Consider the following 26,073-nt stretch of genomic DNA (forward strand, 5'->3'; position numbering starts at 1 on the left):
GCGTATTAGAAAGGACGCAGGCCACGCGCGACGGGTTGTGCGCTGAGCCACATCACCAGCGCCGCGGCGACAAGCACACCGCCACCCGCCAGTGCCAGCGTCGCCCAGCCGACCTGACGCCATAATACCGGTGCGTTATTGCCGCTGAGTTTTACCGCCAGTGAGCGGAAACTGTGCACCAGCAGCGCCAGCGATGAGATGGTAATTGAGGTGCCCGCCGCCATCGCCAGCGCGGAGAGTACGCCCCAGCTAAAAACACCGATCACCTTGCTGAACAGCAGTACCATAATTGCCCCGGAGCAGGGACGCATTCCCATCGACAGCACAATCATCAGTCTGGCCCGCCAGTCGTCGCCCGCCTGCCGCTGTTCGGGGGTGGGCAGATGCTGATGCCCGCAGCCGCAATGCGCATGGTGCTGATGATGGGGCGTAAACGCGGTAAAGGTTGGCCTACGCAGGAGTACACGCAGTTTTTTCAGCGCCCGCCAGCACAGCAATACGCCCAGTACGCCGACCAGCGCGTAACTGCCCTTTTCCAGCCAGAAGCTGCTGAGGTGTAATTCCCGCGCCGGCAATTGCAGCACGCTGAGGACAATCACCACCAGCGCAATCGCCACCAGTCCCTGAAGCAGGGATGCCGCCAGCGTCAGCCCGATGCTCGATTTAAGCTGTGAAGGATGGGTGGCAAGCCAGGTGGTTATGACAATTTTGCCGTGCCCCGGCCCCAGCGCGTGCAGTATCCCGTAGGTGAAACTAAACAGCAGCAGCGAAGCCCCGGCCCGCAGCGGGCTGGCGGCAACCGCCTGGAGCAGTGCGCTCATCTGCTGGTTTACGTCGCGCTGCCAGATAACGCTTTTGATCATCACCTGCGGCCAGTCATGCCACAGCCACATTGCCCCGGCCAGCGCCAGTAGCAAAAAAAGCGCCAGCGGCCAAAGGTGAAGCCAGCGTCGTCCGCGGCGAACCGGATTTAAAACGAGGGACATTGTAATACCACCTGTTGTGCGAACTGCTTACCCAAATCCATATCCTCCGGCGGCGCATCGGCTTTATCCAGCGACAACGCGTAAGCGGTCATTTTTTCATCCGGTTTTGGCGTCTGGAGCGTCAGGGTGCAGCGTGATGTATTCTGGCCTGCAAACGTAATATCGTTCTTCCCGGCATAGCTCATATCAACGAAGTATGTGGGATCGAAGGTCGAGAAGGTGTACGTTTGCCCGGACAACGGCTGCGGCTCGGCCAGCGGGAGCACAAAGGTCAGCACCGCTTTGTGCCCTTCCCTGGCGAGCTGATATTCCGACGGGCGGTTCATAAATTTTACCTTCTGTCCGTTGTGCCACACCTCGGTAAAATAGTGCTGTCCCAGCACATTGGCCATTACTTCTGCCGCCAGCTTTTTCCAGATTTCATCACCCGGCTTCGCCTCGCCCGCATCATAAAGCAGGTCCGCAGAGGTAATTTCATCCATCGTCCAGCGCATTTTAAGCGCGGTAAATTGCCCGTTTGCGGTTATAGCCTCACTGCGCATACTGATAAAACTGTGCGGATGCGCCGCGACAGATAACGATAAAAACCCGAAAATGAGCGCCAGGGCGCACGCTTTAACTTTGTTCATGACCTTGTTACGTGAAAAATTCTGTGACATTCCCCAGCATTCCTTATGGAAAGACGTCCGGCTGCGCTTTCGCACTGCGATCCTTTAGCTATTCTTATACACAAATCCTTCAGGTTGCATCAGGGCAGTCAATAAAAACCTTTCTGAAACGTACATGAATACGTTGCAGGGGTAAATGTGCACGACGCCATTTGCAGGATACCGTGAACAATAACCTGTTAACTGGAACCTTACAGATGATGACACTTACCGCTCCACCGTCTGTGCTTTCCAGTCCACAGCGCCGATGCCAGGTGCTGTTGATGCTGTATCTGCCGGGGCACACCATTACCCCTGATTTTATTGGCAGAGTGAATAACGTCGAGAGTGCCGTGACCCGGCAGGATATCGCTGAGGCGAATCAGGAAATCCAGCGTTATCATCGTCTCACCATCAACTCGCAGCCGGACGGTAGCTATCGGATTGAAGGCACTGCTCTCGACCAGCGCCTGTGCCTGCTGCACTGGCTGCGTCGGGCGCTGCGTCTGTGTCCGCATTTTATCGATCGGCACTTCACGCCTGCACTGAAATCACAAATGAAAGTGCAGGGTATCGCGCGCACGCTTTATGATGAAACCAATCTGCAAGCGCTGGTCAATCTCTGTGCCCGGCGGCTTGAGCGGCAATTTGAATGTCACGACCGGCATTTTCTGCGGCTCTACTTACAATACTGTTTGCTGCAGCACCAACTGGGGCTGTCGCCGGAGTTTAATCCGGCTCAGCAGCTCTGGACGCAGGCGCGGGCCGAGTACGTCGCGACGACGGATGTTATTCGTCACTGGCAGCGTCGGGTGACGCAAAAACTCCATGCCAATGAGCATCTTTTTCTGAGCCTGCTGTTTATGGTGCTGAGAACGCCGGATCCGCTGCGTGACGCGCATCAGCAGGACAGCCGCCTGCGTCTGATGATTCGTCAGCTTATCACCCGCTTTCAGCAGCTGGCAGGCCGACATTTTAGTAATGAAGAGGGACTGAGCCGCCAGCTTTATATCCATCTGGTTCAGGCGCTGGATCGTAGCGTTTTCGGTATCGGGATCGATAACAGTCTGCCGGAAGAGATCAACCAACTGTATCCACGCCTGATGCGCACCACCCGCGAGGCGCTGTGCTGTCTGGAAGAGGGTTACGATCTTCAGTTTACCGATAATGAAGCCGGGCTGATTGCAGTGATCTTCGGGGCCTGGCTGATGCATGAAGACGATCTGCATGAGAAACAGGTGCTGCTGCTGGTCGGCGACGATCCGGTGCTGGAGCAGGCGCTTGAGCAGCAGCTGCGCGAGTTAACGCTGCTACCGCTTAATATTAAATACCTTACGCTGCACGCCTTTCAGACGCAGGGCGCCCCGAAGGAAGTGACGCTGGTGGTCACGCCCTATGTGACTCTCCTGCCGCTATTTTCTCCGCCGCTAATCCACGCCGAGCAGCCGCTCAGCGTAAATCAACGCGAGCATATTCAGCAGATGCTGGAATCTTAACGCTGCGCCGCCACGCGGGGGCGCAGCAGCATTGCCGGGAGCGCCAGGAGCGCCATCACCCAGAAAACCCCCTGCTGAAGATGCTGATAGAGGAAACCGGCAAAAACGGTCATCACGGCAATACTGCCGCCCATTGCCACCGCCGAATACATCGCCTGCAGGCGGATAACCTCACTGCCCTGCCGTGCAGAAATATAGCGCATCGCCGCCAGATGACAGACGGTGAACGTGCCACAGTGCAGAATTTGCGCCACGATAAGCCACGGTAGCGCCGTGGACCAGCCGAGGATCCCCCAGCGCAGCAGGCCGCATACCGCGGATAGCAGCAGCAGATCGCGGGCGCTAAACCGACGAAACACCTTTTTACTCAACGCAAACGTCACCACTTCTGCAACCACGCCCAGCGACCATAAGTAGCCCACGGCGGAAGCTGAATAGCCCGCGCCCTGCCAGTAAATCGCGCTGAAACCATAGTAGGCAGCGTGTGCGCCCTGCAAAAAGGAGACGCAGGCCAGAAAGCGCCAGTGTTGTACCACCAGGTTACGCCAGGCCTGCCAACCTGCCGTCTCCTGCTGACGCTTCTCCCCCTGCGGCATAACCGAAGGACGCAACAGCATACCGATTAACATGGATGCCACGCCGACGGTAAGCAGCGCCAGAATGGCCTGCGAGTCATACAGGCTGACCAGCTTACCGGTCAGGGCGGAGCCAATCACAAACGCGATGGAGCCCCACAGCCGCACGCGGCCATAGTCCATCGTAATTTGCTTTTGCCAGGTGTTTGCCAGCGCATCGGTCAGCGGTACCAGCGGCGAGAAAAAGAGGTTGAATCCCACCATGACAACCATCAGCCATGCCACCTGCGTGCCAAACCAGAAGGCCAGAGCGAATACCAGCGTCAGTAACGCCAGTACGCGTAAGGCCATAATCAGACGAGAAGGATCGCTCACCCGCGGTGCGATCAGCAGGCTGCCGAGAAAACGCGCCACCAGCCCTAAGCCAAGCAGTAAACCGATGGTTTCCGGCGTCAGCCCGGTGCCTTTGAGCCAGACACTCCAGAAAGGCAGAAAAATACCGTAGCAAAAAAAGTAGGTGAAATAACTGAGCGCCAGCCAGCGCGTCGAGTGCAAAACCATGATCCCCTCCCGTGTGGAGGCGATAGTCTGGCGATAAACGGTGCGGCTTGCAATATGAAGCAACACATTATCAACATTGTTGAAAAACAGGCAAAAAAAAGGCCGCGCGAGGCGGCCTTTGCAAACAATAAGGAATCAGGCGTAAACCGGGAAGCGCGCGCAGATATCCAGCACTTTACCTTTGATGCGCTCGATAACCGCGTCATCATGGATATTGTCCAGAACGTCACACATCCAGCCCGCCAGCTCTTTCACTTCTGCTTCTTTAAAGCCGCGACGGGTCACCGCCGGAGAACCGATACGGATACCGGACGTGACAAACGGGCTCTTCGGATCGTTCGGCACGCTGTTTTTATTCACGGTGATGTTGGCGCGGCCCAGAGCGGCGTCCGCTTCTTTACCGGTCAGATTTTTATCCACCAGGTCCAGCAGGAACAGGTGGTTTTCAGTGCCGCCAGACACCACTTTGTAACCGCGGTTCAGGAACACTTCGACCATCGCTTTGGCGTTTTTCGCTACCTGCTGCTGGTAAACTTTGAATGCTGGCTCCATCGCTTCTTTCAGCGCCACGGCTTTCGCCGCGATAACGTGCATCAGCGGGCCGCCCTGCGCGCTTGGGAATACGGCAGAGTTCAGTTTTTTGTACAGATCTTCGTCACCGCCCTTCGCCAGGATCAGGCCGCCGCGCGGACCGGCCAGCGTTTTGTGGGTAGTGGTGGTCACAACGTGGGCATGCGGAACCGGGTTCGGGTAAACGCCTGCGGCAATCAGACCCGCAACGTGCGCCATATCGACGAACAGCCAGGCACCGATGCTGTCGGCGATTTCACGCATTTTCGCCCAGTCAACCACACCGGAGTAAGCGGAGAAGCCGCCGATAATCATCTTCGGTTTGTGTTCCTGGGCCTGCTTCGCCATATCTTCGTAGTCAATCTTACCGGACTCATCAATACCGTAAGGAATGATGTTGTACAGCTTGCCGGAGAAGTTCACCGGAGAGCCGTGAGTCAGGTGACCGCCCTGCGCCAGGTTCATACCCAGAACGGTATCGCCCGGTTGCAGCAGCGCGGTGTAGACCGCGAAGTTAGCCTGAGAGCCGGAGTGCGGCTGGACATTAGCGTAGTCTGCGCCGAACAGTTCTTTTGCGCGATCAATGGCCAACTGCTCAACAATATCAACGTATTCGCAACCGCCGTAATAGCGCTTGCCCGGATAACCTTCAGCATATTTATTGGTCAGCTGAGAGCCCTGCGCCTGCATTACGCGCGGACTGGTGTAGTTCTCGGAGGCGATCAGTTCAATGTGCTCTTCCTGACGTACTTTTTCTTGCTCCATCGCCTGCCACAGCTCGGCATCATAATCGGCAATGTTCATTTCACGCTTTAACATCCGCATCTCCTGACTCAGCTAACAATTAAAATTGGGCAACGGCCCACAGTATAACTGATTGCCATCGTGATAACAGGTCTTGACAAACGATTTTACGCAAACGATTGGCATGGCGTCACATAAGGGTTTGTGCAACAAAAAGCTTACGCCCGGTAATGGAATTCTTTTCAGGGTCAAGGTGCAGATTTTTCACGTCGCAAAGAACCATTTACAACATAAGGTTATTTTTATAAGATGCATTTGAAATACATATTATAAAGAAGGATGCTGCCATGCTTGATTCACAAACCATCGCTACGGTGAAAGCCACCATTCCCCTGCTACTGGAAACCGGCCCCAAACTGACCGCGCATTTTTACGATCGCATGTTTGACCACAATCCAGAACTTAAAGATATTTTCAATATGAGCAACCAGCGTAACGGCGATCAGCGCGAAGCGTTGTTCAACGCTATTGCCGCCTACGCCAGTAATATTGATAACCTCCCGGCGCTACTGCCAGCGGTAGAGAAAATCGCCCAGAAGCACACCAGCTTTCAGATCAAGCCGGAGCAGTACAATATCGTGGGCGAGCATTTGCTGGCCACCCTTGATGAAATGCTCAGCCCCGGCCAGGAAGTGCTGGACGCGTGGGGCAAAGCCTACGGCGTGCTGGCGGGCGTTTTTATCAATCGCGAAGCCGAGCTGTATCAGGAGCACGCCAGTAAAACCGGCGGCTGGGAAGGCACGCGGGCGTTTCGCATCGTCGATAAAACGCCGCGCAGCAGTCTGGTCACCAGCTTCGAATTTGAGCCGGTCGACGGCGGTCCGGTCGCCGATTATCAGCCAGGCCAGTACCTTGGCGTCTGGCTGAAGCCAAAAGACTTTCCGTATCAGGAGATTCGCCAGTATTCGCTGACGCGCAAAGGTGACGGCAAGCGCTATCGTATTGCGGTCAAACGCGAGGCGGGCGGTCAGGTTTCCACCTGGCTGCATAACGAAGCGAACGTGGGTGATGTCGTCTATCTCGCCGCGCCTGCGGGTGATTTCTTTATGCACGTTGCCCCAGAAACACCGGTTACGCTTATCTCCGCAGGCGTGGGGCAAACGCCAATGCTGGCGATGCTGGATACGCTCGCCCAAAGCAAGCATCCCGCACCGGTTAACTGGTATCACGCCGCGGAAAACGGAGACGTTCACGCGTTTACTGATGAGGTAATGGCGCTGGGCAATGCTCTGCCGCAGTTTAACGCCCACATCTGGTATCGCCTGCCGACCGAGGCGGATCGCCAGGCGGCGCGTTTTCATAGCGAAGGTCTGATGAATCTGCGCCAGTTGAAAGGAACGCTGAGCGATCCTGGGAGTCAGTATTATCTCTGTGGCCCGGTGGTGTTTATGCAGTTCGCCGCGCAACAGCTGATCGAACTGGGCGTGGAAAAAGACCTCATTCACTACGAATGTTTCGGCCCGCATAAGGTGCTGTAAGCGTTTCTCCCTTGCCAGACCTGCGGATATCGCTCTTGTGGTGATATCCGCCTCTCTATGACTCTGCGACGATCATTTTGCGCTTAAGGTTGCCGTCTGGCAGAAATATGGGGCGGCAAAGCGTGTTATTATTAACGTTTCTATTGATTCTTTAGAGCGACTTTATGCAGCAATCTGTTGTCCGCGTCGGGGAATGGCTGGTCACGCCTTCGGTTAATCAAATCAGTCGTCAGGGACGTCAAATTACCCTTGAACCACGCTTGATCGACCTTCTCATGTACTTCGCACAGCACCCGGATGAAGTCCTCAGCCGCGATAATATTATTGATAACGTATGGATGCGGACGATTGTCACCAACCACGTTGTCACTCAGAGCATTTCCGAGCTGCGTAAATCGCTGCGAGACGGCGATGAACACAGTCCCGAATATATCGTTACCGTTCCCAAACGGGGTTATAAACTCACCGCATCGGTGGTCTGGCCGGACGAGACGGACATCGCGAGCGCACTTCCGCCGGTCCCGGCCTCCGCCGCACCTGCCGAAATGCCTGCCGCGCCTGCGCCCTCACCAACCGCGCCCCTTCCCGCGGTGAAAACGGGAAAATCCCGCATTGGCACCTGGCTTTTGTTCCTGCTCTCGTTGATTGCGCTGATAGCGCTGATTTTGATGTCGGTCATTCACCACTCTCCGGCAGTGACAAAATCGCGGCTGCTGCTGAATCCCCGCGATATCGATGTGCGCTTTGACGGCGGCAACTCCTGTAATAACTGGGTTTCGCAGAAGTCTTATGCTATTGGACTCGGTGGGCTTATCACCACGTCGCTGAATACGTTCTCTACCTATATGGTGCATGACAAAACCAATTACAGCGTCAATGAACCCAGCAGTTCCGGGAAAACGCTGACGATCCGCTTTGTTAATCAGCGCCATTATCGCGCCCAGCAGTGTTTTATGTCGGTACTTCTGCTGGATAATGCTGACGGCTCGACCATGCTGGATAAGCGTTATTTTATTACCGACACTAATCAGATCGCCATCCAGGACGATCTGTTTAACAGTCTGTCAGTCGTGCTGACGCAGCCCTGGCCCGAAAGCATGCAGGCACAGCTTGCCCAGTTCCGCGTTCCACAGCCCACCTCATTATCGCGCTTATACGAAGCGCGTCAGCTGGCCTTTAGCGGCGATGTGCAATCGCTGAATAAAGCCAGCGCGCTGCTGGATACACTCACTAAACAATCGCCTGAATTTACCTATGCCTGGGAAGGAAAAGTGCTGGTGGATGTCCTGCGTCAATCTCAACAGACATTCGATGCTCAGCAAGCAGCAGCATTAGAGGCAGAACTGAAAAAGTTAGAGCAAATTCCCGGTATTCAGCAAACATCCTTATTCTATAAAGTGCAGACGATTTATTTATTGGGCAAAGGCAATGTCGATGATGCCTACAATGCCATCAATAAAAGCATTGCTCTGGAGATGTCATGGCTGAACTATGTGCTGCTGGGGAAAGTATACGAGATGAAAGGTGAAAACCGGCTGGCGGCAGATGCCTATCTCACCGCATTTAATTTGCGTCCCGGCGAAAACACCTTGTACTGGATTGAAAATGGCATATTTCAGACATCCATAGACAAAGTTGTACCTTACCTTAAGGTTTTTCTTGCTAAAGAATAATGCGAAGGCTGGCATCAGTGAAAGAAATAGTTTAATTGATGCCAGCAAAACGTAATAAAAATGTTATTAAAAATATTAAATGTTAAGTTTAATAACACAAAACCCGCCGGTAAAATCTCTTACAACTCCATGTAAATAAAGCATGTTTATCTTTTCCTGACAGATTTGTTTATCTTTTTTATGTTACCTGTAAAAGCTCAAGTTATCACTTTTACGATGTTTGTGTTTATTTCACTTTTACTTTAGGACTTTACTTAGCCTGCTCAGTAATCTTATCGGCAGTTGGACGGGTCAATGATTATTTATGATTCACCGATCCGGTTCTCAAAATACCGCTGAGGAGATATAAACATGAGTTCTGCCAAAAAAATCGGGCTATTTGCCTGTACCGGTGTGGTTGCCGGTAATATGATGGGGAGTGGGATTGCCTTATTACCCGCGAACCTCGCCAGCATCGGAGGCATTGCTATTTGGGGTTGGGTAATATCTATTATCGGCGCTATGTCTCTGGCTTATGTCTATGCCCGACTGGCAACCAAAAACCCGCAGCAGGGTGGTCCGATTGCGTACGCTGGTGAATTATCTCCGGCATTCGGTTTTCAGACTGGCGTCCTTTATTACCACGCGAACTGGATTGGTAACCTGGCCATCGGCATTACCGCCGTTTCCTACCTTTCCACCTACTTCCCGATTTTAAATAATCCGATTCCAGCCGGGATCGCCTGTATTGCTATCGTCTGGTTCTTTACCTTTATCAATATGCTGGGCGGAACCTGGGTAAGTCGGTTGACCACCATTGGCCTGTTCCTCGTGCTGATCCCGGTCGTGCTGACCGCGGTGGTAGGCTGGCACTGGTTCGATATCGCTACCTATCACGCAAACTGGAACACCTCTACCACTACCGATCCGCATGCCGTGATTAAAAGTATCCTGCTGTGCCTGTGGGCGTTTGTCGGGGTCGAATCCGCCGCCGTCAGTACCGGGATGGTGAAAAACCCGAAACGCACTGTACCGCTGGCGACCATTCTGGGAACCGCACTGGCTGGTATTGTGTATGTGGCTGCGACTCAGGTCATGACCGGTATGTATCCGGCATCGCAGATGGCTGCTTCAGGTGCGCCGTTCGCGCTTAGCGCCTCTACTATTCTGGGTAGCTGGGCTGCGCCGCTGGTTTCTGCGTTCACCGCCTTTGCATGCCTGACCTCGCTGGGTTCCTGGATGATGCTGGTCGGTCAGGCAGGTGTACGCGCCGCTAACGATGGTAACTTCCCGAAAGTGTACGGCGAACTGGATAAAAACGGTATTCCGAAGAAAGGCCTGCTGCTGGCCGCTCTGAAAATGACCGGTCTGATGATCATCATCACCATCATGAACTCCAGCGGTGGTAAAGCCTCCGACCTGTTCGGTGAACTGACCGGTATTGCAGTGCTGTTGACCATGCTGCCTTACTTTTACTCCTGCGTTGATCTGATCCGCTTTGAAGGCATCAACGTTCGCAATGCGGTAAGCCTGGTCTGTTCGGTTCTCGGCTGCGCGTTCTGCTTCATCGCGCTGATGGGTGCCAGCTCCTTCGAACTGTCCGGCACCTTTATCGTCAGCCTGATCATTCTGATGTTCTACGGTCGCAAAATGCACCAGCGCCAGAACACGGAAGACGGTACTGTCGAAGCACTTTAATCACTACTCCCTAATTTCAAGGCTCTTCTCTTCACCTGCCACATCGTCGCGGGAAGGGCCTCCTTTATCTGGAATAAGACTATGTCTATGAACGTTATTGCCATCATGAATCACATGGGTGTCTATTTCAAAGAAGAGCCTATTCGTGAACTGCACCGCGCGCTGGAAGGGTTGAACTTCCGCATCGTTTATCCGAACGACCGCGAAGATTTACTGAAACTGATTGAAAATAATGCCCGCCTTTGCGGTGTGATTTTCGACTGGGATAAATACAATCTCGAACTGTGCGAGGAAATCAGCGCGCTGAACGAGTACATGCCGGTTTATGCTTTCGCTAACAGCTATTCAACGCTGGATGTTAGCCTGAACGATCTGCGCATGCAGGTTCGTTTCTTCGAATATGCCCTCGGCGCCGCTGCCGATATCGCGGCCAAAATTCGTCAGAATACCGATGAATACATTGACACCATTCTGCCGCCGCTGACCAAAGCGCTGTTCAAATATGTTCGCGAAGGCAAATACACCTTCTGTACGCCGGGCCACATGGGCGGTACCGCGTTCCAGAAAAGCCCGGTCGGCAGCATCTTTTACGATTTCTTTGGTCCAAACACCATGAAATCAGACGTGTCGATTTCTGTCTCCGAGCTGGGCTCTCTGCTGGATCATACCGGTCCGCATAAAGAAGCCGAAGAGTATATCGCCCGCGTGTTTAACGCCGAGCGTAGCTACATGGTAACTAACGGTACATCGACCGCCAACAAAATCGTCGGCATGTACTCGGCACCTGCGGGCAGCACCGTGCTGATTGACCGTAACTGCCACAAATCGCTGACGCACCTGATGATGATGAGCGACATTACGCCGATTTACTTCCGTCCGACGCGTAACGCCTACGGCATTCTCGGCGGTATTCCGCAGAGTGAATTCCAGCGCGCCACCATTGAAAAACGCGTAAAAGAGACGCCAAACGCCACCTGGCCGGTGCATGCGGTGATCACCAACTCGACCTATGACGGCCTGCTGTATAACACCGACTACATCAAGAAAACGCTGGATGTGAAATCCATCCATTTTGATTCCGCCTGGGTACCGTATACCAACTTCTCCCCGATCTATGCCGGTAAGTGCGGGATGAGCGGCGGTCGCGTTGAAGGCAAGGTTATCTATGAAACCCAGTCCACGCACAAACTGCTGGCGGCGTTCTCTCAGGCATCCATGATCCACGTGAAAGGTGACGTTAACGAAGAGACCTTCAACGAAGCCTTTATGATGCATACCACCACCTCTCCGCATTACGGCATCGTGGCCTCTACCGAGACCGCAGCGGCAATGATGAAGGGGAATGCCGGTAAGCGTCTGATCAATGGTTCTATTGAGCGTGCGATTAAGTTCCGTAAAGAGATCAAACGCCTGAAAGGTGAATCCGACGGCTGGTTCTTTGATGTCTGGCAGCCAGAACATATCGATGGCCCGGAATGCTGGCCGCTGCGCTCCGACAGCGCATGGCACGGCTTCAAAAATATCGATAACGAACATATGTACCTTGACCCGATCAAAGTCACCATTCTGATGCCAGGTATGAAGAAAGACGGCACCATGGATGATTTTGGTATTCCGGCAAGTCTGGTCGCCAAATACCTCGACGAACGCGGCATCATCGTGGAAAAAACCGGGCCGTACAACCTGCTGTTCCTGTTCAGCATCGGTATCGATAAAACCAAAGCGCTGAGCCTGCTGCGCGCGCTGACCGAATTTAAACGCGCGTTCGACCTGAACCTGCGGGTGAAAAATATCCTGCCTTCGCTGTATCAGGAAGCGCCGGAGTTTTATGAAAATATGCGTATTCAGGACCTGGCGCAGAATATTCATAAACTGATTGCGCACCATGATCTGCCGGACCTGATGTTCCGCGCGTTTGAAGTGCTGCCGTCGATGGAAATGACGCCGTATACCGCGTTCCAGAAAGAGCTGCACGGTGAAACCGAAGAGGTGTATCTCGAAGAGATGGTGGGTCGCGTTAACGCCAACATGATCCTCCCCTACCCTCCGGGTGTGCCGCTGGTGATGCCGGGTGAGATGATCACCGACGCCAGCCGTCCGGTACTGGAGTTCCTGCAAATGCTCTGCGAAATCGGCGCGCATTATCCGGGCTTCGAAACCGATATTCACGGTGCCTATCGTCAGGCGGACGGTCGTTATACCGTTAAGGTGCTGAAAGAGAATAACAAGTAAGTTAAACCCTGAAGAGAAGCGGCCTGCCGCTTCCCTTCAGACCGCTGACAAAGTGGGTTGTCAGGGGAAACGCCGGGATTAGGTTTCCGGAGGGAGGCCCAGCCCGCTGGTCGCTCCGTGTTCCACGGACGGTTTGTCATTAACCGCCTCGTTTTTTCAAAGTACAAGGACTCGACATGAAAACACCCTCACAACCGCGCGCGATTTATTACATCGTGGCGATTCAAATTTGGGAATATTTCAGCTTTTACGGCATGCGTGCCCTGCTTATCCTTTATCTCACTCATCAGCTTGGCTTTAATGATAGCCACGCCATCAATCTCTTCAGCGCTTACGCTTCTCTGGTTTATGTCACTCCTGTTCTCGGCGGCTGGCTTGCCGACCGCCTGCTCGGTAATCGCACGGCGGTCATCGCTGGCGCATTGCTGATGACGCTCGGCCATATCGTGCTGGGGCTGGGATCCAATTCCGCGCAGAGTTTGTACCTCGCACTGGCGATTATTATCTGCGGCTACGGCCTGTTTAAATCCAATATCAGCTGCCTGCTGGGCGAGCTTTATGCTTCGGACGATCCCCGACGCGACGGCGGATTTTCCCTGCTTTACGCGGCCGGGAATGTCGGCTCCATCGCGGCACCCATCGCCTGCGGGCTGGCAGCGCAGTGGTACGGCTGGCACACCGGCTTTGCGCTGGCAGGCATTGGCATGTTCATTGGCCTGATGGTCTTTATTAGCGGTCATCGCCATTTTCATCATACGCAAAGTGTTAATCGACCAGCGCTGCGAACGGTTAAATTCTCCCTGCCGGTCTGGAGCTGGCTGCTGCTGGCGCTGTGCATCGCGCCGTTATTCTTTACCCTGCTGCTGAAATACGATGCGGCTGGCTATTTGCTGATGCTGGTCTGCGTCATCGCCGCCGGTATTGTAGCGCGCATTATGTTCAGGTTTCCTCAGCACCGCCGTGCGCTATGGCAAATCGTTCTGCTGATGTTGACCGGAACCCTGTTCTGGGTGCTCGCCCAGCAGGGCGGCAGCTCGATTAGTTTGTTTATCGATCGCTTTGTGAATCGTCACTGGCTGAACGTTGAGGTGCCAACGGCGCTGTTTCAGTCGGTGAATGCGGTGGCGGTGATGGTCGCAGGCGTGGTCCTGGCATGGCTGGTCAGCCCTCAGACCCCGGCGCTGCGCGTATGGCTGAAATTTGCGGTCGGGTTGTTGTTGATGAGTGCGGGTTTCCTGTTGCTGGCCCTGAATGCCCATAGCGCTCAACTGCACGGACAGGCATCAATGGGGTTGATGATTGCCGGGCTGGCGCTGATGGGATTTGCCGAGCTGTTTATCGATCCGGTGGCGATGGCGCAGATCACCCGGCTTAATCTGCCCGGCGTGACAGGGGTGCTGACCGGGGTTTATATGCTGGCCACCGGCGCAGTCGCCAACTGGCTGGCCGGGATCGTCGCCCAACAAACCACCGAATCGCAGATCAGCGATGTCGCAGTGGCGGCATACGGACGCTTTTTCAGCCAGATGGGAGAATGGACGCTGGTTTGCGTGGGGTTGATGATTACGATCGTTGGCATCCGCTGGCTGGGGGGCCGTGCGGTGCGGGTCCGTTGCCAGTAGCTATGGCGTGATTCTGCCCGGTGGCGCTGCGCTTACCGGGCCTACGGGTTACGTGCAACCCATTGATATAGCAAATTTTGTAGGCCGGGTAAGGCGCAGCCGCCACCCGGCATAGTGTTCCGATGCGAGAGTGAGTTGATTAACGCTTACTCTCGCCGGCCTGTCAGATCGCTGCGTCGTCTTCTTCGCCGGTACGGATACGCACCACGCGCGCCACGTCAAAGACAAAGATTTTACCGTCGCCGATTTTTCCGGTCTGCGCGGTGCGGATAATGGTGTCCACACAGGTCTCGACGATATCGTCGGTCACCACAATTTCAATTTTCACTTTCGGCAGAAAATCCACCATATATTCCGCGCCACGATACAGTTCGGTGTGGCCTTTTTGCCGGCCAAAACCTTTGACTTCCGTTACTGTCATTCCGGTGATGCCGACTTCGGCCAGCGCTTCACGCACATCATCCAGTTTGAAAGGTTTGATTATCGCATCGATCTTTTTCATGGTGTTCCCTGGAAACGTTGTCTGGTTTATTCGCGTAAACGGTTGCTCACCGTATCATATCTCAGTCCTGAAAGGCGCGACAAATTACTCTTTAAAGTCGTTGGCATCCAGTTCATGACGCGAGAGCAGTTTATAAAACTCGGTGCGGTTACGCCCCGCCATCCGCGCCGCATGCGTCACGTTACCTTTGGTGATTTGCAGCAGCTTGCGCAGGTAGTTGAGTTCGAACTGGTTACGCGCATCGGCAAAGGTAGGCAGCGCCGTGTTTTCGCCCTCCAGCGCCTGCTCCACCAGCGCATCGCTAATTACCGGCGATGACGTGAGCGCCACGCACTGCTCAATCACATTGACCAACTGGCGTACGTTGCCCGGCCAGCTGGCGGTCATAAGCCGCTTCATGGCATCGGTAGAAAACGCGCGCACGAAAGGTTTATGCCGATCGGCTGAAAGCCGCAGCAGATGATTCGCCAGCAGCGGGATGTCTTCGGTGCGGTCGGCAAGCGTTGGGATCTTAAGATTCACCACGTTCAGGCGATAAAAGAGATCTTCGCGAAATTCACCGCGCGCCATCGCTTTTGGCAGGTCGCGATGGGTGGCAGAGATAATGCGTACGTCAATGTCGAGATCGCGATTGCTGCCCAGCGGACGAACCTTGCGCTCCTGAAGCACGCGCAGCAGTTTGACCTGTAATGGGATCGGCATATCGCCAATTTCATCAAGGAACAGTGTGCCGCCTTCTGCCGCCTGAAACAGCCCCTCACGGTTACTGACCGCTCCGGTAAACGCCCCGCGCGCATGGCCGAAAAGCTCGGATTCCAGCAATTGTTCCGGTAGCGCACCGCAGTTAATGGCGATAAAAGGCTGCCCACTGCGCGGGCTGGCGTTATGAATCGCCTGGGCAAACACCTCTTTCCCGGTGCCGCTCTGGCCGTTAATTAATACGCTGACGTCCGACTGGGCAACCATTCGCGCCTGCTCAAGCAAGCGCAGCATCACCGGACTACGGGTGACAATGGATTCCCGCCACCGCTCATCGTTGGCGGGTGCCGAGTGTTCCAGCGCGTCGTTAATCGCTTTATAGAGGGCGTCTTTATCTACCGGCTTGGTCAGGAAACTAAAAACGCCCTGTCGGGTCGCGGCGACCGCATCCGGAATCGATCCGTGGGCGGTGAGAATAATCACCGGCATGCCTGGCTGGAGCTTCTGAATGCCGGCGAAGAGCTGCATGCCGTCCATCTCATCCATCCGCAGGTCGCTGATCACTAAATCGACTTTTTCCCTGGTGAGTACGCGTAAGCCTTCCTGGCCGCTTTCCGCCGTCACCACGCTGAATCCTTCGCTGGTGAGTCGCATGCCCAGCAGCTTGAGGAGTCCGGGATCGTCGTCCACCAGTAAAAGGTGTGCAGGCTTACGGCTTATCATGGCTATCCTCGTCGGCAGGCTGATTCTCTTTAGGCACGGCGGGTTTATCGCCTGCATGGCTGGCGTCTGAATTGAAATTGCCCGCAGGTTTACGGGAGGAAAGCTGACGTTCGATATCGGTCAGGCTCTCCAGTTTACGGGTCGTGGCATCGAGCTGGCTTTGTAAGAACTGCTGCTGCTGGCGCAGGGTATCCAGCTCCCCGTCGGTGGACTGTTGCAGTTTACTATAGCGATATCGCTCCTCCGAAAGCTGCAATTGTAACGCCTGGCCGTCGCGCCAGAGCTGATACATCGGGCGCACCTGCGCCGGAATTTGCGGGCTTAAGGCGTCGAGCCGGGTCACGCTGTCCCGCCGCTCAACCGGGGTAATTTTGGCATTGGCCAGCATGATCCCGCGCCGGAATGCATCCTGCCAGGTGTCATCTGAATAGGTTCGTGCCCCGGATCTCGCCTGCTGGGGAGAAAGGCGTTCCGCGCAGTCAATGCCGCGCAGCCAGTAAAGCGGGTTTTTATCACTTTCGGCATTGCCCGCCGTCCAGATATTTGCGCAGTCGGTGGAGAGAAAATCAGCAACCTGGCTCTGGGGAATTTTGGTCCCGGCTTTATCCAGCGCGCGATGCGGTAAATGCGAGGAGCAACCGGCCAGCAGCAGGCAGGAAAAGGGGAGCGTCAAAAAACGGCGAGAGATGGCTGCATGATAAAGACGTGCCAGAATGTGTGACATATTCACCAGATTTATATTCATTGTAGGTTGTCCGGCCCCGACACGGGAAGTTCGATACGAAAACAGACGTTGCCCGTACTTTCATCAACCAGATGCAGCTCGCCATGCATTCTGCGAATACAGTCGCGGGCGATACTCAGGCCCAGACCGCTGCCTTTGACCGCACCTTTACGCTGATGGCTGCCCTGATAAAACGGCTCGAAAATCATCGGTTTTTCAGCATCCGGGATCGGCGTGCCGGTATTGCTCACTTCAATGCGCACCCGGTTATCATAGCGCTGACTGCGAATGTAAATGTTACCGGATTCATTGCCATAGTGCACCGCATTCGAATAAAGATTATCCAGAACGCTCATCAATAGCATCGGCTCTGCCAGGCAGGCGGGTTCATCAAGCGTGACGCTGGTTTGCATCATTTTTGCCCGCGCCGGCAGACTGTGCGCCGACATTACCATGTCGACCAGCGGAGCGAGATCGACATGCTCAAGTTCGATGGCGCTGTCCGCCAGTTTACGATTGTAATCAAGCAATTGCTCAATTAACTTTTGCAGATTACGGCTACTATCATCCAGGATATTCACCACCTCAGCCTGCTCCGCGGTAAGCGGCCCAACCACCTGATCGGCTAACAGTTCGGTGCCTTCACGCATGCTGGCCAGCGGCGTTTTTAATTCATGGGAGAGATGACGTAAAAACTGGTGACGCTGTGCTTCAAGCCATGACAGGCGCTCGCTTAGCCAGATGATCCGTTGTCCGACAGAGCGCAATTCGCGCGGCCCGCGAAACACCACGGTATTACCCAGCGAGCGCCCTTCTCCCAGACGGTTGATCATACGCTCAATGCCTTTTACCGGTCCAATAATCATCCGGGTAAATAACAGCACCATCAGCAAGCTAACCAGAAAGAGGAGCAGCGCCTGCCAGCCAAAAAACTGCCCGCGTTCGGCGATTTCCTGCTGGAGCTGCTGACCACGGGAAAAAACGACGGCACGCGTGGCCTGCACCATATCGGTATTGGCGCTGGCGAAAGCTTCTAACTGGCGGGCGGATTGGGTGGTGGGACCATTATTAAGACACTGTAACTGGGCCAGCGCATTGAGATCCTGACGCAGAACCTGATAGAGCTTGTCATCCGGCAGCACACCCGCGTGCGCATCCAGCATGTCGATGTAGCGCTTACGCTGCCCCTGATACACCCGTGCCAGGGTAGGATCGTCAAGCACGCAGTACTGACGATAGCTGCGCTCCATTTCCAGCGCCGCATTGGTCATCGCTTCGCTGCGACGCGCGTCAATCAGGGTCGTGCGGTTGGTCTGCGCAGCCTGTGCGCTGAGCGCGTTCAGGCTTTGCCATGCCTGCCACGCCAGCACCAGGAGTGGCAGCAGGATCAGCAAAAACGCCAGCATAACCAGTTGTCGTAGCGAACGGGGGAAAATGGACCAGCGCTTCAAGGTGTTACTCTCATCAGACCCGAATAGGGCGATGCTAACTGAGGCGGAAGACAGATACAATAAAGCCGGGTATTAACCCGGCTTTATTATTAAATTAGGCGGTGCCTAACTCGACGTTTCGCCCGATGGTTGATAAAGCGCAAGGCTGTTATCAGAAGCTGGACGGCAGGCACCTTGTTGTGCGTCATTCGAGGTTTATGTAGCGCGTCCCGAAGGGGCTGACATAAGAAGGTGAATGAGCCACTGCTTAGTATTATGCAGCATGCGTGCCAGGTTTGAAAATGATTTGTTATTACTATGTTTTATAAAGAGTTTATCGCTTAATAATCTGTCATCACCGCAGGTGCTTTTTCAGCCAAAGTGTCGCCAAAAAACAACACCTAAAGTTAGCATTTTGTTATCATTGTAAAATCAATAGCTTACGTGTCGCAATTAAGCGACACGCCTTAAGCACAATGTCGGGTTTTGCAGACACCTTTTGCCGATCAAACTCACATCAGGCCGCATATTGATGAAAAACGTTATACCGTGGAATGATGCCCGGTGGCGCTGCGCTTACCGGGCCTACAGGTCGCTGGGGTTACAAATAACGTATTGCTATTCAGGAATTTGTAGGCCGGGTAAGGCGAAGCCGCCACCCGACAAAAAAACGCTGAAGCATCCGCTGCGAAGCCGCCTGCTGTTTTAACCCAGCTGCTTACGCGCGTTGCGGAAAATACGCATCCACGGGCTGTCTTCACCCCAGTTTTCCGGATGCCAGGAGTTGCTGACGGTGCGGAAAACGCGCTCCGGGTGCGGCATCATGACGGTGACGCGGCCGCTTTCGCTGGTCACGGCGGTGATGCCGTTTGGTGAGCCGTTCGGGTTCGCCGGATAGGTTTCAGTCACCTTACCGAAGTTATCCACGTAGCGCAGCGCCACCAGCCCTTTACTTTCAAGCGTCGCCAGATGCGCCGCATCGCGCACTTCCACACGCCCTTCCCCGTGCGACACGGCAATCGGCATCTGCGATCCCACCATGCCCTGCAACAGCAGCGACGGGCTTTGCGTCACTTCCACCAGACTAAACCGGGCCTCGAAGCGATCGGAGTGGTTACGCACAAAGCGCGGCCACTGTTCGCTGCCGGGGATCAGCTCACGCAGGTTCGACATCATCTGACAACCGTTGCAGACCCCAAGTGCCAGCGTTTGCGGACGGTGGAAGAACGTCTCGAACTCATCGCGCACGCGGTTATTAAAGAGAATGGATTTGGCCCATCCCTCACCCGCGCCCAGCACATCACCATAAGAAAAGCCGCCGCAGGCCACCAGCGCCTGGAAACTCTCCAGCCCGGTACGCCCTGCCAGCAGATCGCTCATATGTACGTCAATCGCATCAAAACCGGCGCGGTGGAATGCCGCGGCCATTTCAACATGCGAGTTGACGCCCTGCTCGCGCAGGACGGCAACTTTCGGACGAGCTCCGGTGGCGATGTAAGGCGCGGCAATATCCTCATTGAGATCAAATGAGAGCGTAACATTGAGACCCGGATCGTTGTCGTGGCGTTTAGCCTCGTGTTCCTGATCTGCACACTCCGGGTTGTCGCGCAGGCGCTGCATTTGCCAGGTGGTTTCTGCCCACCACAGACGCAGGGTGGTACGACTTTCGCTAAATACCACCTGCTCACCCGCGGTGATGACAAAGCGATCGCCCGCCACCGCCTGCCCCAGGTAGTGAACGCAATCGCCAAGACCGTGCGCGTTAAGCACGCCTTCCACCGCCTCGCGCTCTGCCGCACGTACCTGAATGACCGCGCCCAGTTCTTCATTGAACAGCGCCGCCAGACGATCGTCACCGAGGCTGGCAATATCAGCCTCAACGCCACAGTGACCGGCAAAAGCCATTTCTGCCAGCGTGACCAGCAGTCCGCCGTCGGAACGGTCGTGGTAAGCCAGTAACTGACGCGCCGCCACCAGCGCCTGAATCGCATCGTAGAACCCTTTAAGCTGTTCAACGCTGCGCACGTCTGCTGGCGTATTGCCTAACTGGCGGTAAACCTGCGCCAGCGCCGTGGCACCCAGCGCATTTTTGCCCTGCCCCAGGTCGATCAGCAGCAGCGCGTTATCTTCCACCGAAAGCTGCGGCGTAATGGTCTGGCGCACATCTTCCACGCGGGCAAACGCGGTGATTACCAGCGACAGCGGCGAGGTCATTTCGCGCTGCTCGCTGCCTTCCTGCCAGCGGGTTTTCATCGACATGGAGTCTTTACCCACCGGGATGGTCAGTCCTAACGCCGGACACAGTTCTTCGCCCACCGCTTTCACTGCTTCATACAGGCCGGCATCTTCACCCGGATGTCCGGCAGCGGCCATCCAGTTGGCGGAGAGCTTAATGCGTTTAATATCACCGATTTGGGTGGCGGCAATGTTGGTCAGCGCTTCGCCGACCGCCAGACGCGCAGAGGCGGCGAAGTCCAGCAGCGCTACCGGCGCACGTTCGCCCAGCGACATGGCTTCCCCATAATAGCTGTCGAGGCTGGCGGTGGTGACCGCGCAGTTAGCGACCGGTATCTGCCAGGGGCCGACCATCTGATCGCGCGCCACCATCCCGGTTACGGTACGGTCGCCGATCGTCACCAGGAAGGTTTTCTCCGCCACCGTCGGCAGGTGCAGGACACGATTCACCGCCTCCGCGACGGTAATGTTCTGGCGATCAAAAGTATCGCCCGCCGCTTTACGCGTCTGAACGTCGCGGGTCATTTTCGGCGTTTTACCCAGCAGTACATCCAGCGGCAGATCGACAGGCTGATTGTCGAAGTGACGGTCATTCATCGTCAGATGCAGCTCTTCTGTTGCTTCACCGATCACCGCATACGGCGCACGTTCGCGCTGGCACAGTTCGTCAAACAGTGAAAGCTGGTCAGCCGCCACTGCCAGTACATAGCGTTCCTGCGATTCGTTACACCAGATTTCCAGCGGGCTCATGCCCGGTTCATCGCTGAGCACATCGCGCAGCTCAAATTTTCCGCCGCGTCCGCCGTCGCTGACCAGTTCAGGCATGGCGTTAGACAAGCCGCCCGCGCCCACGTCGTGAATGAAGAGGATTGGGTTGGCGTCGCCCAGCTGCCAGCAGCGGTCGATCACTTCCTGACAGCGACGCTCCATTTCCGGGTTATCACGCTGTACGGAGGCAAAATCAAGATCCGCATCAGACTGACCGGAGGCCATGGATGATGCAGCCCCGCCGCCCAGGCCGATATTCATCGCCGGACCGCCAAGGACGATCAGCTTCGCCCCGACCACGATCTCACCTTTTTGCACGTGATCGGCACGGATGTTGCCGATCCCACCGGCCAGCATGATCGGCTTATGGTAACCGCGCAGTTCTTCCCCGTTGTGGCTGTTGACCTTCTCTTCGTAAGTACGGAAGTAGCCGTTCAGCGCCGGACGGCCAAATTCGTTGTTAAATGCCGCGCCGCCCAGCGGGCCGTCGGTCATGATATCCAGCGCGGTGACAATACGTTCCGGCTTGCCAAAATCCTCTTCCCACGGCTGTTCGAAACCGGGAATACGCAGGTTAGAAACCGAGAAGCCCACCAGCCCGGCTTTCGGCTTCGCCCCGCGCCCGGTGGCTCCCTCGTCACGGATTTCACCGCCTGAGCCGGTTGCCGCGCCAGGCCACGGAGAGATCGCCGTAGGGTGGTTATGGGTTTCGACCTTCATCAGAATATGCGCATCTTCCTGGTGGAAGTCATAGCGCCCGGTGTCATGGTCCGCAAAATAGCGGCCCACCGCCGAACCTTCCATGACCGCGGCATTGTCTTTATAAGCCGACAGCACGAAGTCCGGGGTTTTCTCAAAGGTATTTTTAATCATCTTAAACAGCGATTTCGGCTGCTGTTCGCCGTCGATAACCCAGTCGGCGTTAAAAATCTTGTGGCGGCAGTGCTCAGAGTTGGCCTGCGCAAACATATACAGTTCGATATCGTTGGGATTGCGGCCCAGTTTAGTGAAGGCAGAGTGCAGATAATCAATTTCATCATCCGCCAGCGCCAGCCCGAGGCGCAGGTTAGCATCGGCCAGTGCCTGACGCCCTTCCCCCAGCACATCGACGCTGGTCACCGGTGCCGGCTGGTGATGAGCAAACAGCTGTTCCGCTTGTTCCTGCGAGGTAAACACGGTCTCCATCATGCGGTCGTGAAGTTCTGCGGCAACCGTCTGCCACTGTTCAGCCGTCAGCGTTGACGCTTCGACATAATATGCCACGCCGCGTTCAAGACGATTAATCTGCTGTAAACCACAGTTGTGAGCGATGTCGGTGGCTTTAGAAGACCAGGGAGAGATGGTGCCCGGACGTGGCGTTACCAGCAGCAGTTTTCCTGAAGGGGTATGGCTGTTGAGGTGCGGACCGTAGGTTAACAAACGCTCAAGTTGGGCGTGCTCTTCCGCCGTTAGCGGCGCGTCAAGATCGGCAAAATGGACGTACTCAGCGTAAAGGGTGCTTACCGGCAGGTTGAACGCCTGAAAGCGTGCCAGCAGTTTATTCATTCGGAATGCCGACAGTGCAGGCGAACCACGCAGAATTTCCATCATAATCTCTCGTCTTCTCAGTTTTCAGTGTGCGCAAGGGGGGAAAACGGGCGTCATTATAAAGAATAGTGAGCCGTGACGAAACCGTTTGCGTCGAAATAAAATGCCGCCCCATTTTTACCATTCAGTGTGGCACAGGGTCTGAAAAAGTTGCCAGACGGCGTAATGTTAAGCAAAATGCCGCTCTTTCTGAAACATCCGCTCACATTATGCGGGCCGCAAAATTGCACGACCAGACAGGGCGAAGAGAATTAACTATTTGAAAAAATTAAAGATTAATTACCCGCTGGTGGGCATTGTTGCACTGCTGCTGTTCGTTGCTCTGTCAGCCGCCTTTATCTGGCATCACCGACCGGAAAACCGTATTGCGGCAATCAAGGCGCGCGGCGAACTGCGTATCAGTACCCTGACCTCGCCGATGACCTACATCAACATTAACGGTAAAGTCGAAGGGTTTGATTACGAACTGGCGCAGCAGTTTGCCGACGAGCTTGGCGTGCGTCTTAAGGTGACGATCAGACCGACGATCGGTCAACTGTTTGACGATCTCGATAACGGTAAAGCCGATATCCTGGCGGCCGGTCTGGTATGGAATAGCGAGCGGGCAAAACATTATCAGCCGGGCCCACCCTATTCTTCTGTTTCACAGCAGCTGGTTTACCGCGTCGGAAATACCCGTCCACGTTCGCTGGCGGCCATTGATGCCAGCCAGCTTACCATCGCCCCGGGTCATGCGGTCATCAACGATCTGCGTGAGCTGAAGGCCAGCAAGTTCCCGGATCTTAACTGGACGGTCGACGATAAACGCAGCAGCCAGATCCTGATGGAAGATGTGGTTGCGGGGCGGATTGACTATACCATTGCCGATTCCGGGGCCATCAGCCTCTTTCAGCGGGTTCATCCGGAGCTGGCGGTGGCGCTGGACGTGACCGATGAACAACCCGTCACCTGGTTTAGCGTGCAGGATAACGATAAAACCCTGTTTGATGCGATGCGCGTTTTCTTCAGTAAGACCAGCACCGAGGGAGCCATCGCGCGTCTGGAAGAGAAGTATCTCGGGCACGGCCAGGATTTTGACTATGTCGATACCCGCTCATTCCTGCGGGCGATTGACAGCATCCTGCCGGATTTCCAGCCGCTGTTTGAGAAGTATGCTGACAGTATTGACTGGCGTTTACTGGCCGCCATTTCTTATCAGGAATCGCACTGGGACCCGCTGGCGACGTCGCCGACCGGAGTACGCGGCATGATGATGCTGACCCGCAATACGGCGCAAAGCCTGGGCTTAAGCGATCGCACCGACGCCGAGCAAAGCATCAGCGGCGGGATGCGCTATCTGCGGGAGCTGATCGGTAAGGTACCGGAGACGGTACCGGAAAGCGAACGGATCTGGTTTGCACTGGCGGCGTATAATATGGGCTACGCGCATATGCTGGACGTCAGGGCATTAACCGCAAGACAAAATGGCAATCCCGATAGCTGGGCAGAGGTCAAACAGCGTTTACCGCTGCTCGCTCAGAAGCCCATTTACAGCAGCCTGACCTATGGGTATGCGCGGGGACATGAAGCCTACGCGTTTGTGGAAAACATCCGCAAGTATCAAATCAGTCTGGTGGGCTATTTACTGGAGAAAGACCGGTTAACGGAAAAAGCGCTCCAGCTTTCGCAGGCTTATCCGGTGGTACCTGCCGATACGCTGGCGCAGGAAGCATCGCCCGCTGTTCCGTTCTTATCAATGCTCAACAAACGTAACGATCCCCCCTGGAAAGCACCGATTCTGAGCGAAGGGGCGCGGCGCTAGCCCTGCCCCTTTTCTGCCTGTTTGAGGGCTTTCTTGACCTGGCGGCGATAACGGAAAAAATCGCTGAGCAGCGCGGCGCATTCTTCCCGCAGCACGCCCTCGGTAAATTCAACCCGGTGATTCATGCCGGGATGATGCAGCACATCCATTAACGATCCGGCGGCCCCGGTTTTGGCGTCACGTGCGCCAAACACCAGCTGCCCGATGCGGCTATGGACCATCGCCCCGGCGCACATTACGCAGGGTTCCAGGGTGACATACAGCGTGGTATCGATCAGGCGATAGTTTTGTAGCACCAGTCCGCCCTGGCGCAGGGCCATAATTTCCGCATGCGCCGTCGGATCGTGACGGCCTATTGGCCGGTTCCAGCCCTCGCCTATGACCTGATTATTATGAACCAGCACCGCCCCGACCGGCACCTCGCCTTCGTCCCAGGCCCGTTGAGCCAGCGTCAGCGCATGGCGCATCCAGTGTTCATGATTCAGTTCGTGGTCGGACAAAGCGGACACTCCAGAGAGAAAAGCGGGGCGCATTATACACAGCCGTTATCTTTTAAACACCTTTCTCATTCGAGTTGCTGGAGCGTACCGAGCGGCGTGACGCGCCAGCGATGCTGGCAGAAATAGAGCAAAGGGTTATCCTGTTTACTGTCGCTGTAACCGCTGTAAAGACGCAGCGGCGTGCCGATGCGGCGCTCAAGTTGCGCGACCTTTTCATGGCCCAGGCAGCGCATGGTCAGCACCCAGCCGCCGTTACGCCGGGCGATCTGACTGGCGATAAGATTGACTCTCGGCAGCCAGGGCGTATCACTATAAACCTGCTCCACCAGCGGCTGCGGCGATCCGGTGATTAACCAGACGTCGGCATCAGTACTGGTCAGGTATTCGGTTAACCGGTTATGTACCACGGGAAAGGCCGTTACATGCTGGCGAAACCAGGCGACAAACTGATTTTCCAGCCGTTTTAAGCGCGCTTCGCTGTGACCGAAAGTACAGCCCCACAATAATAAGCTCATCGGCCAGCGCGCGGCACGGCCTTTAACCAGCAGCGCGACGCCGATGACCGGAAGTAAAGGCAGGACAAGCAGCGCATTTAAAGGTAGATGGCGCAGAAGGTAACGCAAGAAACTGCCGAACATATCCTGCTGATGCAGCGTTCCATCAAGATCAAAAAAGACGACACGACGCTCGTTAGTTGCCAAACCTTACTCCTCAGGATATTAAGCTCCGATCGCCTGGCCACACTATGCCAGGCGGTAAATACTTTAATTAGCCTAACAGATA

18 protein-coding genes are annotated in these 26,073 nt (G+C 55.2%); 7 read left to right on the forward strand and 11 right to left on the reverse strand.

The window, feature by feature from the left end; genetic code table 11:
- Positions 1 to 5: 5 nt before the first annotated feature.
- Complete coding sequence (locus P0H77_RS15890) at positions 6 to 986, reverse strand: nickel/cobalt transporter (protein WP_276158061.1); 981 nt, start codon at positions 984 to 986, stop codon at positions 6 to 8.
- On the reverse strand, positions 971 to 1,615 hold the full coding sequence (locus tag P0H77_RS15895) for a DUF1007 family protein (protein ID WP_276165152.1): 645 nt from the start codon (positions 1,613 to 1,615) through the stop codon (positions 971 to 973). Before P0H77_RS15895 ends, P0H77_RS15890 begins: the two co-directional genes overlap by 16 nt.
- A 236-nt stretch (positions 1,616 to 1,851) precedes the next feature.
- Here P0H77_RS15895 and csiE point away from each other — a divergent pair, with 236 nt between their 5' ends.
- On the forward strand, positions 1,852 to 3,129 hold the full coding sequence (gene csiE, locus P0H77_RS15900; RefSeq protein WP_276158062.1) for a stationary phase inducible protein CsiE: 1,278 nt from the start codon (positions 1,852 to 1,854) through the stop codon (positions 3,127 to 3,129).
- Here the strand turns inward: csiE and P0H77_RS15905 are convergent.
- The gene (locus P0H77_RS15905) at positions 3,126 to 4,265 is read right to left on the reverse strand and encodes a 3-phenylpropionate MFS transporter (protein ID WP_276158064.1); all 1,140 of its coding nucleotides are present in this window, start codon (positions 4,263 to 4,265) and stop codon (positions 3,126 to 3,128) included. The genes csiE and P0H77_RS15905 overlap by 4 nt on opposite strands.
- Positions 4,266 to 4,400: 135 nt before the next feature.
- On the reverse strand, positions 4,401 to 5,654 hold the full coding sequence (gene glyA / locus P0H77_RS15910) for a serine hydroxymethyltransferase (protein ID WP_276158066.1): 1,254 nt from the start codon (positions 5,652 to 5,654) through the stop codon (positions 4,401 to 4,403).
- Positions 5,655 to 5,926: 272 nt separating this feature from the next.
- Between glyA and hmpA the strand changes: the two genes are divergently transcribed.
- From hmpA to P0H77_RS15935, 5 genes are all read left to right on the forward strand, one after another.
- The gene (gene hmpA / locus P0H77_RS15915; RefSeq protein ID WP_276158067.1) at positions 5,927 to 7,117 is read left to right on the forward strand and encodes an NO-inducible flavohemoprotein; all 1,191 of its coding nucleotides are present in this window, start codon (positions 5,927 to 5,929) and stop codon (positions 7,115 to 7,117) included.
- 164 nt (positions 7,118 to 7,281) lie between these two features.
- Positions 7,282 to 8,790 (forward strand): lysine decarboxylation/transport transcriptional activator CadC, encoded by a 1,509-nt coding sequence (cadC, locus tag P0H77_RS15920; RefSeq protein WP_276158069.1) that lies wholly within the window; start codon positions 7,282 to 7,284, stop codon positions 8,788 to 8,790.
- Positions 8,791 to 9,141: 351 nt separating this feature from the next.
- Positions 9,142 to 10,467: a cadaverine/lysine antiporter gene (gene cadB / locus P0H77_RS15925; RefSeq protein ID WP_276158071.1), complete on the forward strand. Its 1,326-nt coding sequence runs from the start codon at positions 9,142 to 9,144 to the stop codon at positions 10,465 to 10,467.
- Positions 10,468 to 10,554: 87 nt separating this feature from the next.
- Entirely contained in the window at positions 10,555 to 12,699 is a 2,145-nt protein-coding gene (gene cadA / locus P0H77_RS15930; protein ID WP_276165153.1) for a lysine decarboxylase CadA, read from the forward strand.
- Positions 12,700 to 12,875: 176 nt separating this feature from the next.
- Positions 12,876 to 14,321 (forward strand): oligopeptide:H+ symporter, encoded by a 1,446-nt coding sequence (locus tag P0H77_RS15935; protein ID WP_276158073.1) that lies wholly within the window; start codon positions 12,876 to 12,878, stop codon positions 14,319 to 14,321.
- A gap of 163 nt (positions 14,322 to 14,484) precedes the next feature.
- Here P0H77_RS15935 and glnB read toward each other — a convergent pair whose 3' ends face one another.
- The 5 genes from glnB to purL all read right to left on the reverse strand — a co-directional run bounded on the left by glnB (position 14,485) and on the right by purL (position 22,992).
- Positions 14,485 to 14,823 carry a nitrogen regulatory protein P-II gene (glnB, locus tag P0H77_RS15940; RefSeq protein ID WP_024549981.1) on the reverse strand — a complete coding sequence of 113 codons (339 nt, stop codon included), beginning with the start codon at positions 14,821 to 14,823 and terminating at the stop codon, positions 14,485 to 14,487.
- A gap of 84 nt (positions 14,824 to 14,907) precedes the next feature.
- The gene (gene glrR / locus P0H77_RS15945) at positions 14,908 to 16,242 is read right to left on the reverse strand and encodes a two-component system response regulator GlrR (protein WP_346429452.1); all 1,335 of its coding nucleotides are present in this window, start codon (positions 16,240 to 16,242) and stop codon (positions 14,908 to 14,910) included.
- A complete protein-coding gene (gene qseG / locus P0H77_RS15950; protein WP_276158086.1) occupies positions 16,232 to 16,990 on the reverse strand; it encodes a two-component system QseEF-associated lipoprotein QseG in 759 nt (252 codons plus the stop codon). The genes glrR and qseG overlap by 11 nt, the downstream gene beginning before the upstream one ends.
- Positions 16,987 to 18,420, reverse strand: coding sequence for a two component system sensor histidine kinase QseE/GlrK (qseE, locus tag P0H77_RS15955; protein WP_276158087.1), 1,434 nt, complete (start codon positions 18,418 to 18,420; stop codon positions 16,987 to 16,989). Before qseE ends, qseG begins: the two co-directional genes overlap by 4 nt.
- Before the next feature lie 684 nt (positions 18,421 to 19,104).
- Complete coding sequence (gene purL, locus P0H77_RS15960; RefSeq protein ID WP_276158089.1) at positions 19,105 to 22,992, reverse strand: phosphoribosylformylglycinamidine synthase; 3,888 nt, start codon at positions 22,990 to 22,992, stop codon at positions 19,105 to 19,107.
- 256 nt (positions 22,993 to 23,248) lie between these two features.
- Here purL and mltF point away from each other — a divergent pair, with 256 nt between their 5' ends.
- Positions 23,249 to 24,790, forward strand: coding sequence for a membrane-bound lytic murein transglycosylase MltF (gene mltF / locus P0H77_RS15965; protein WP_276158091.1), 1,542 nt, complete (start codon positions 23,249 to 23,251; stop codon positions 24,788 to 24,790).
- Here mltF and tadA read toward each other — a convergent pair.
- On the reverse strand, positions 24,787 to 25,323 hold the full coding sequence (gene tadA / locus P0H77_RS15970; protein ID WP_276158093.1) for a tRNA adenosine(34) deaminase TadA: 537 nt from the start codon (positions 25,321 to 25,323) through the stop codon (positions 24,787 to 24,789). The two genes, mltF and tadA, sit on opposite strands and share 4 nt — an antisense overlap.
- 32 nt (positions 25,324 to 25,355) lie before the next feature.
- Complete coding sequence (gene yfhb, locus P0H77_RS15975; RefSeq protein ID WP_276158095.1) at positions 25,356 to 25,991, reverse strand: phosphatidylglycerophosphatase C; 636 nt, start codon at positions 25,989 to 25,991, stop codon at positions 25,356 to 25,358.
- Between the last annotated feature and the right edge of the window lie 82 nt (positions 25,992 to 26,073).

It is taken from the genome of Superficieibacter sp. HKU1 (assembly GCF_029319185.1).
Lineage (GTDB): Bacteria > Pseudomonadota > Gammaproteobacteria > Enterobacterales > Enterobacteriaceae > Superficieibacter.

What these genes read in the sequence shown, in the direction of transcription:
- hmpA (WP_276158067.1), top strand. Translation starts at nt 5,927, where the DNA reads ATGCTTGATTCACAAACCATCGCTACGGTGAAAGCCACCATTCCCCTG.
- tadA (WP_276158093.1), bottom strand. Translation starts at nt 25,323, where the DNA reads ATGCGCCCCGCTTTTCTCTCTGGAGTGTCCGCTTTGTCCGACCACGAA.
- glnB (WP_024549981.1), bottom strand. Translation starts at nt 14,823, where the DNA reads ATGAAAAAGATCGATGCGATAATCAAACCTTTCAAACTGGATGATGTG.
- csiE (WP_276158062.1), top strand. Translation starts at nt 1,852, where the DNA reads ATGATGACACTTACCGCTCCACCGTCTGTGCTTTCCAGTCCACAGCGC.
- glyA (WP_276158066.1), bottom strand. Translation starts at nt 5,654, where the DNA reads ATGTTAAAGCGTGAAATGAACATTGCCGATTATGATGCCGAGCTGTGG.
- P0H77_RS15905 (WP_276158064.1), bottom strand. Translation starts at nt 4,265, where the DNA reads ATGGTTTTGCACTCGACGCGCTGGCTGGCGCTCAGTTATTTCACCTAC.
- cadA (WP_276165153.1), top strand. Translation starts at nt 10,555, where the DNA reads ATGAACGTTATTGCCATCATGAATCACATGGGTGTCTATTTCAAAGAA.
- purL (WP_276158089.1), bottom strand. Translation starts at nt 22,992, where the DNA reads ATGATGGAAATTCTGCGTGGTTCGCCTGCACTGTCGGCATTCCGAATG.
- qseG (WP_276158086.1), bottom strand. Translation starts at nt 16,990, where the DNA reads ATGAATATAAATCTGGTGAATATGTCACACATTCTGGCACGTCTTTAT.
- cadC (WP_276158069.1), top strand. Translation starts at nt 7,282, where the DNA reads ATGCAGCAATCTGTTGTCCGCGTCGGGGAATGGCTGGTCACGCCTTCG.
- P0H77_RS15935 (WP_276158073.1), top strand. Translation starts at nt 12,876, where the DNA reads ATGAAAACACCCTCACAACCGCGCGCGATTTATTACATCGTGGCGATT.
- P0H77_RS15890 (WP_276158061.1), bottom strand. Translation starts at nt 986, where the DNA reads ATGTCCCTCGTTTTAAATCCGGTTCGCCGCGGACGACGCTGGCTTCAC.
- P0H77_RS15895 (WP_276165152.1), bottom strand. Translation starts at nt 1,615, where the DNA reads ATGAACAAAGTTAAAGCGTGCGCCCTGGCGCTCATTTTCGGGTTTTTA.
- cadB (WP_276158071.1), top strand. Translation starts at nt 9,142, where the DNA reads ATGAGTTCTGCCAAAAAAATCGGGCTATTTGCCTGTACCGGTGTGGTT.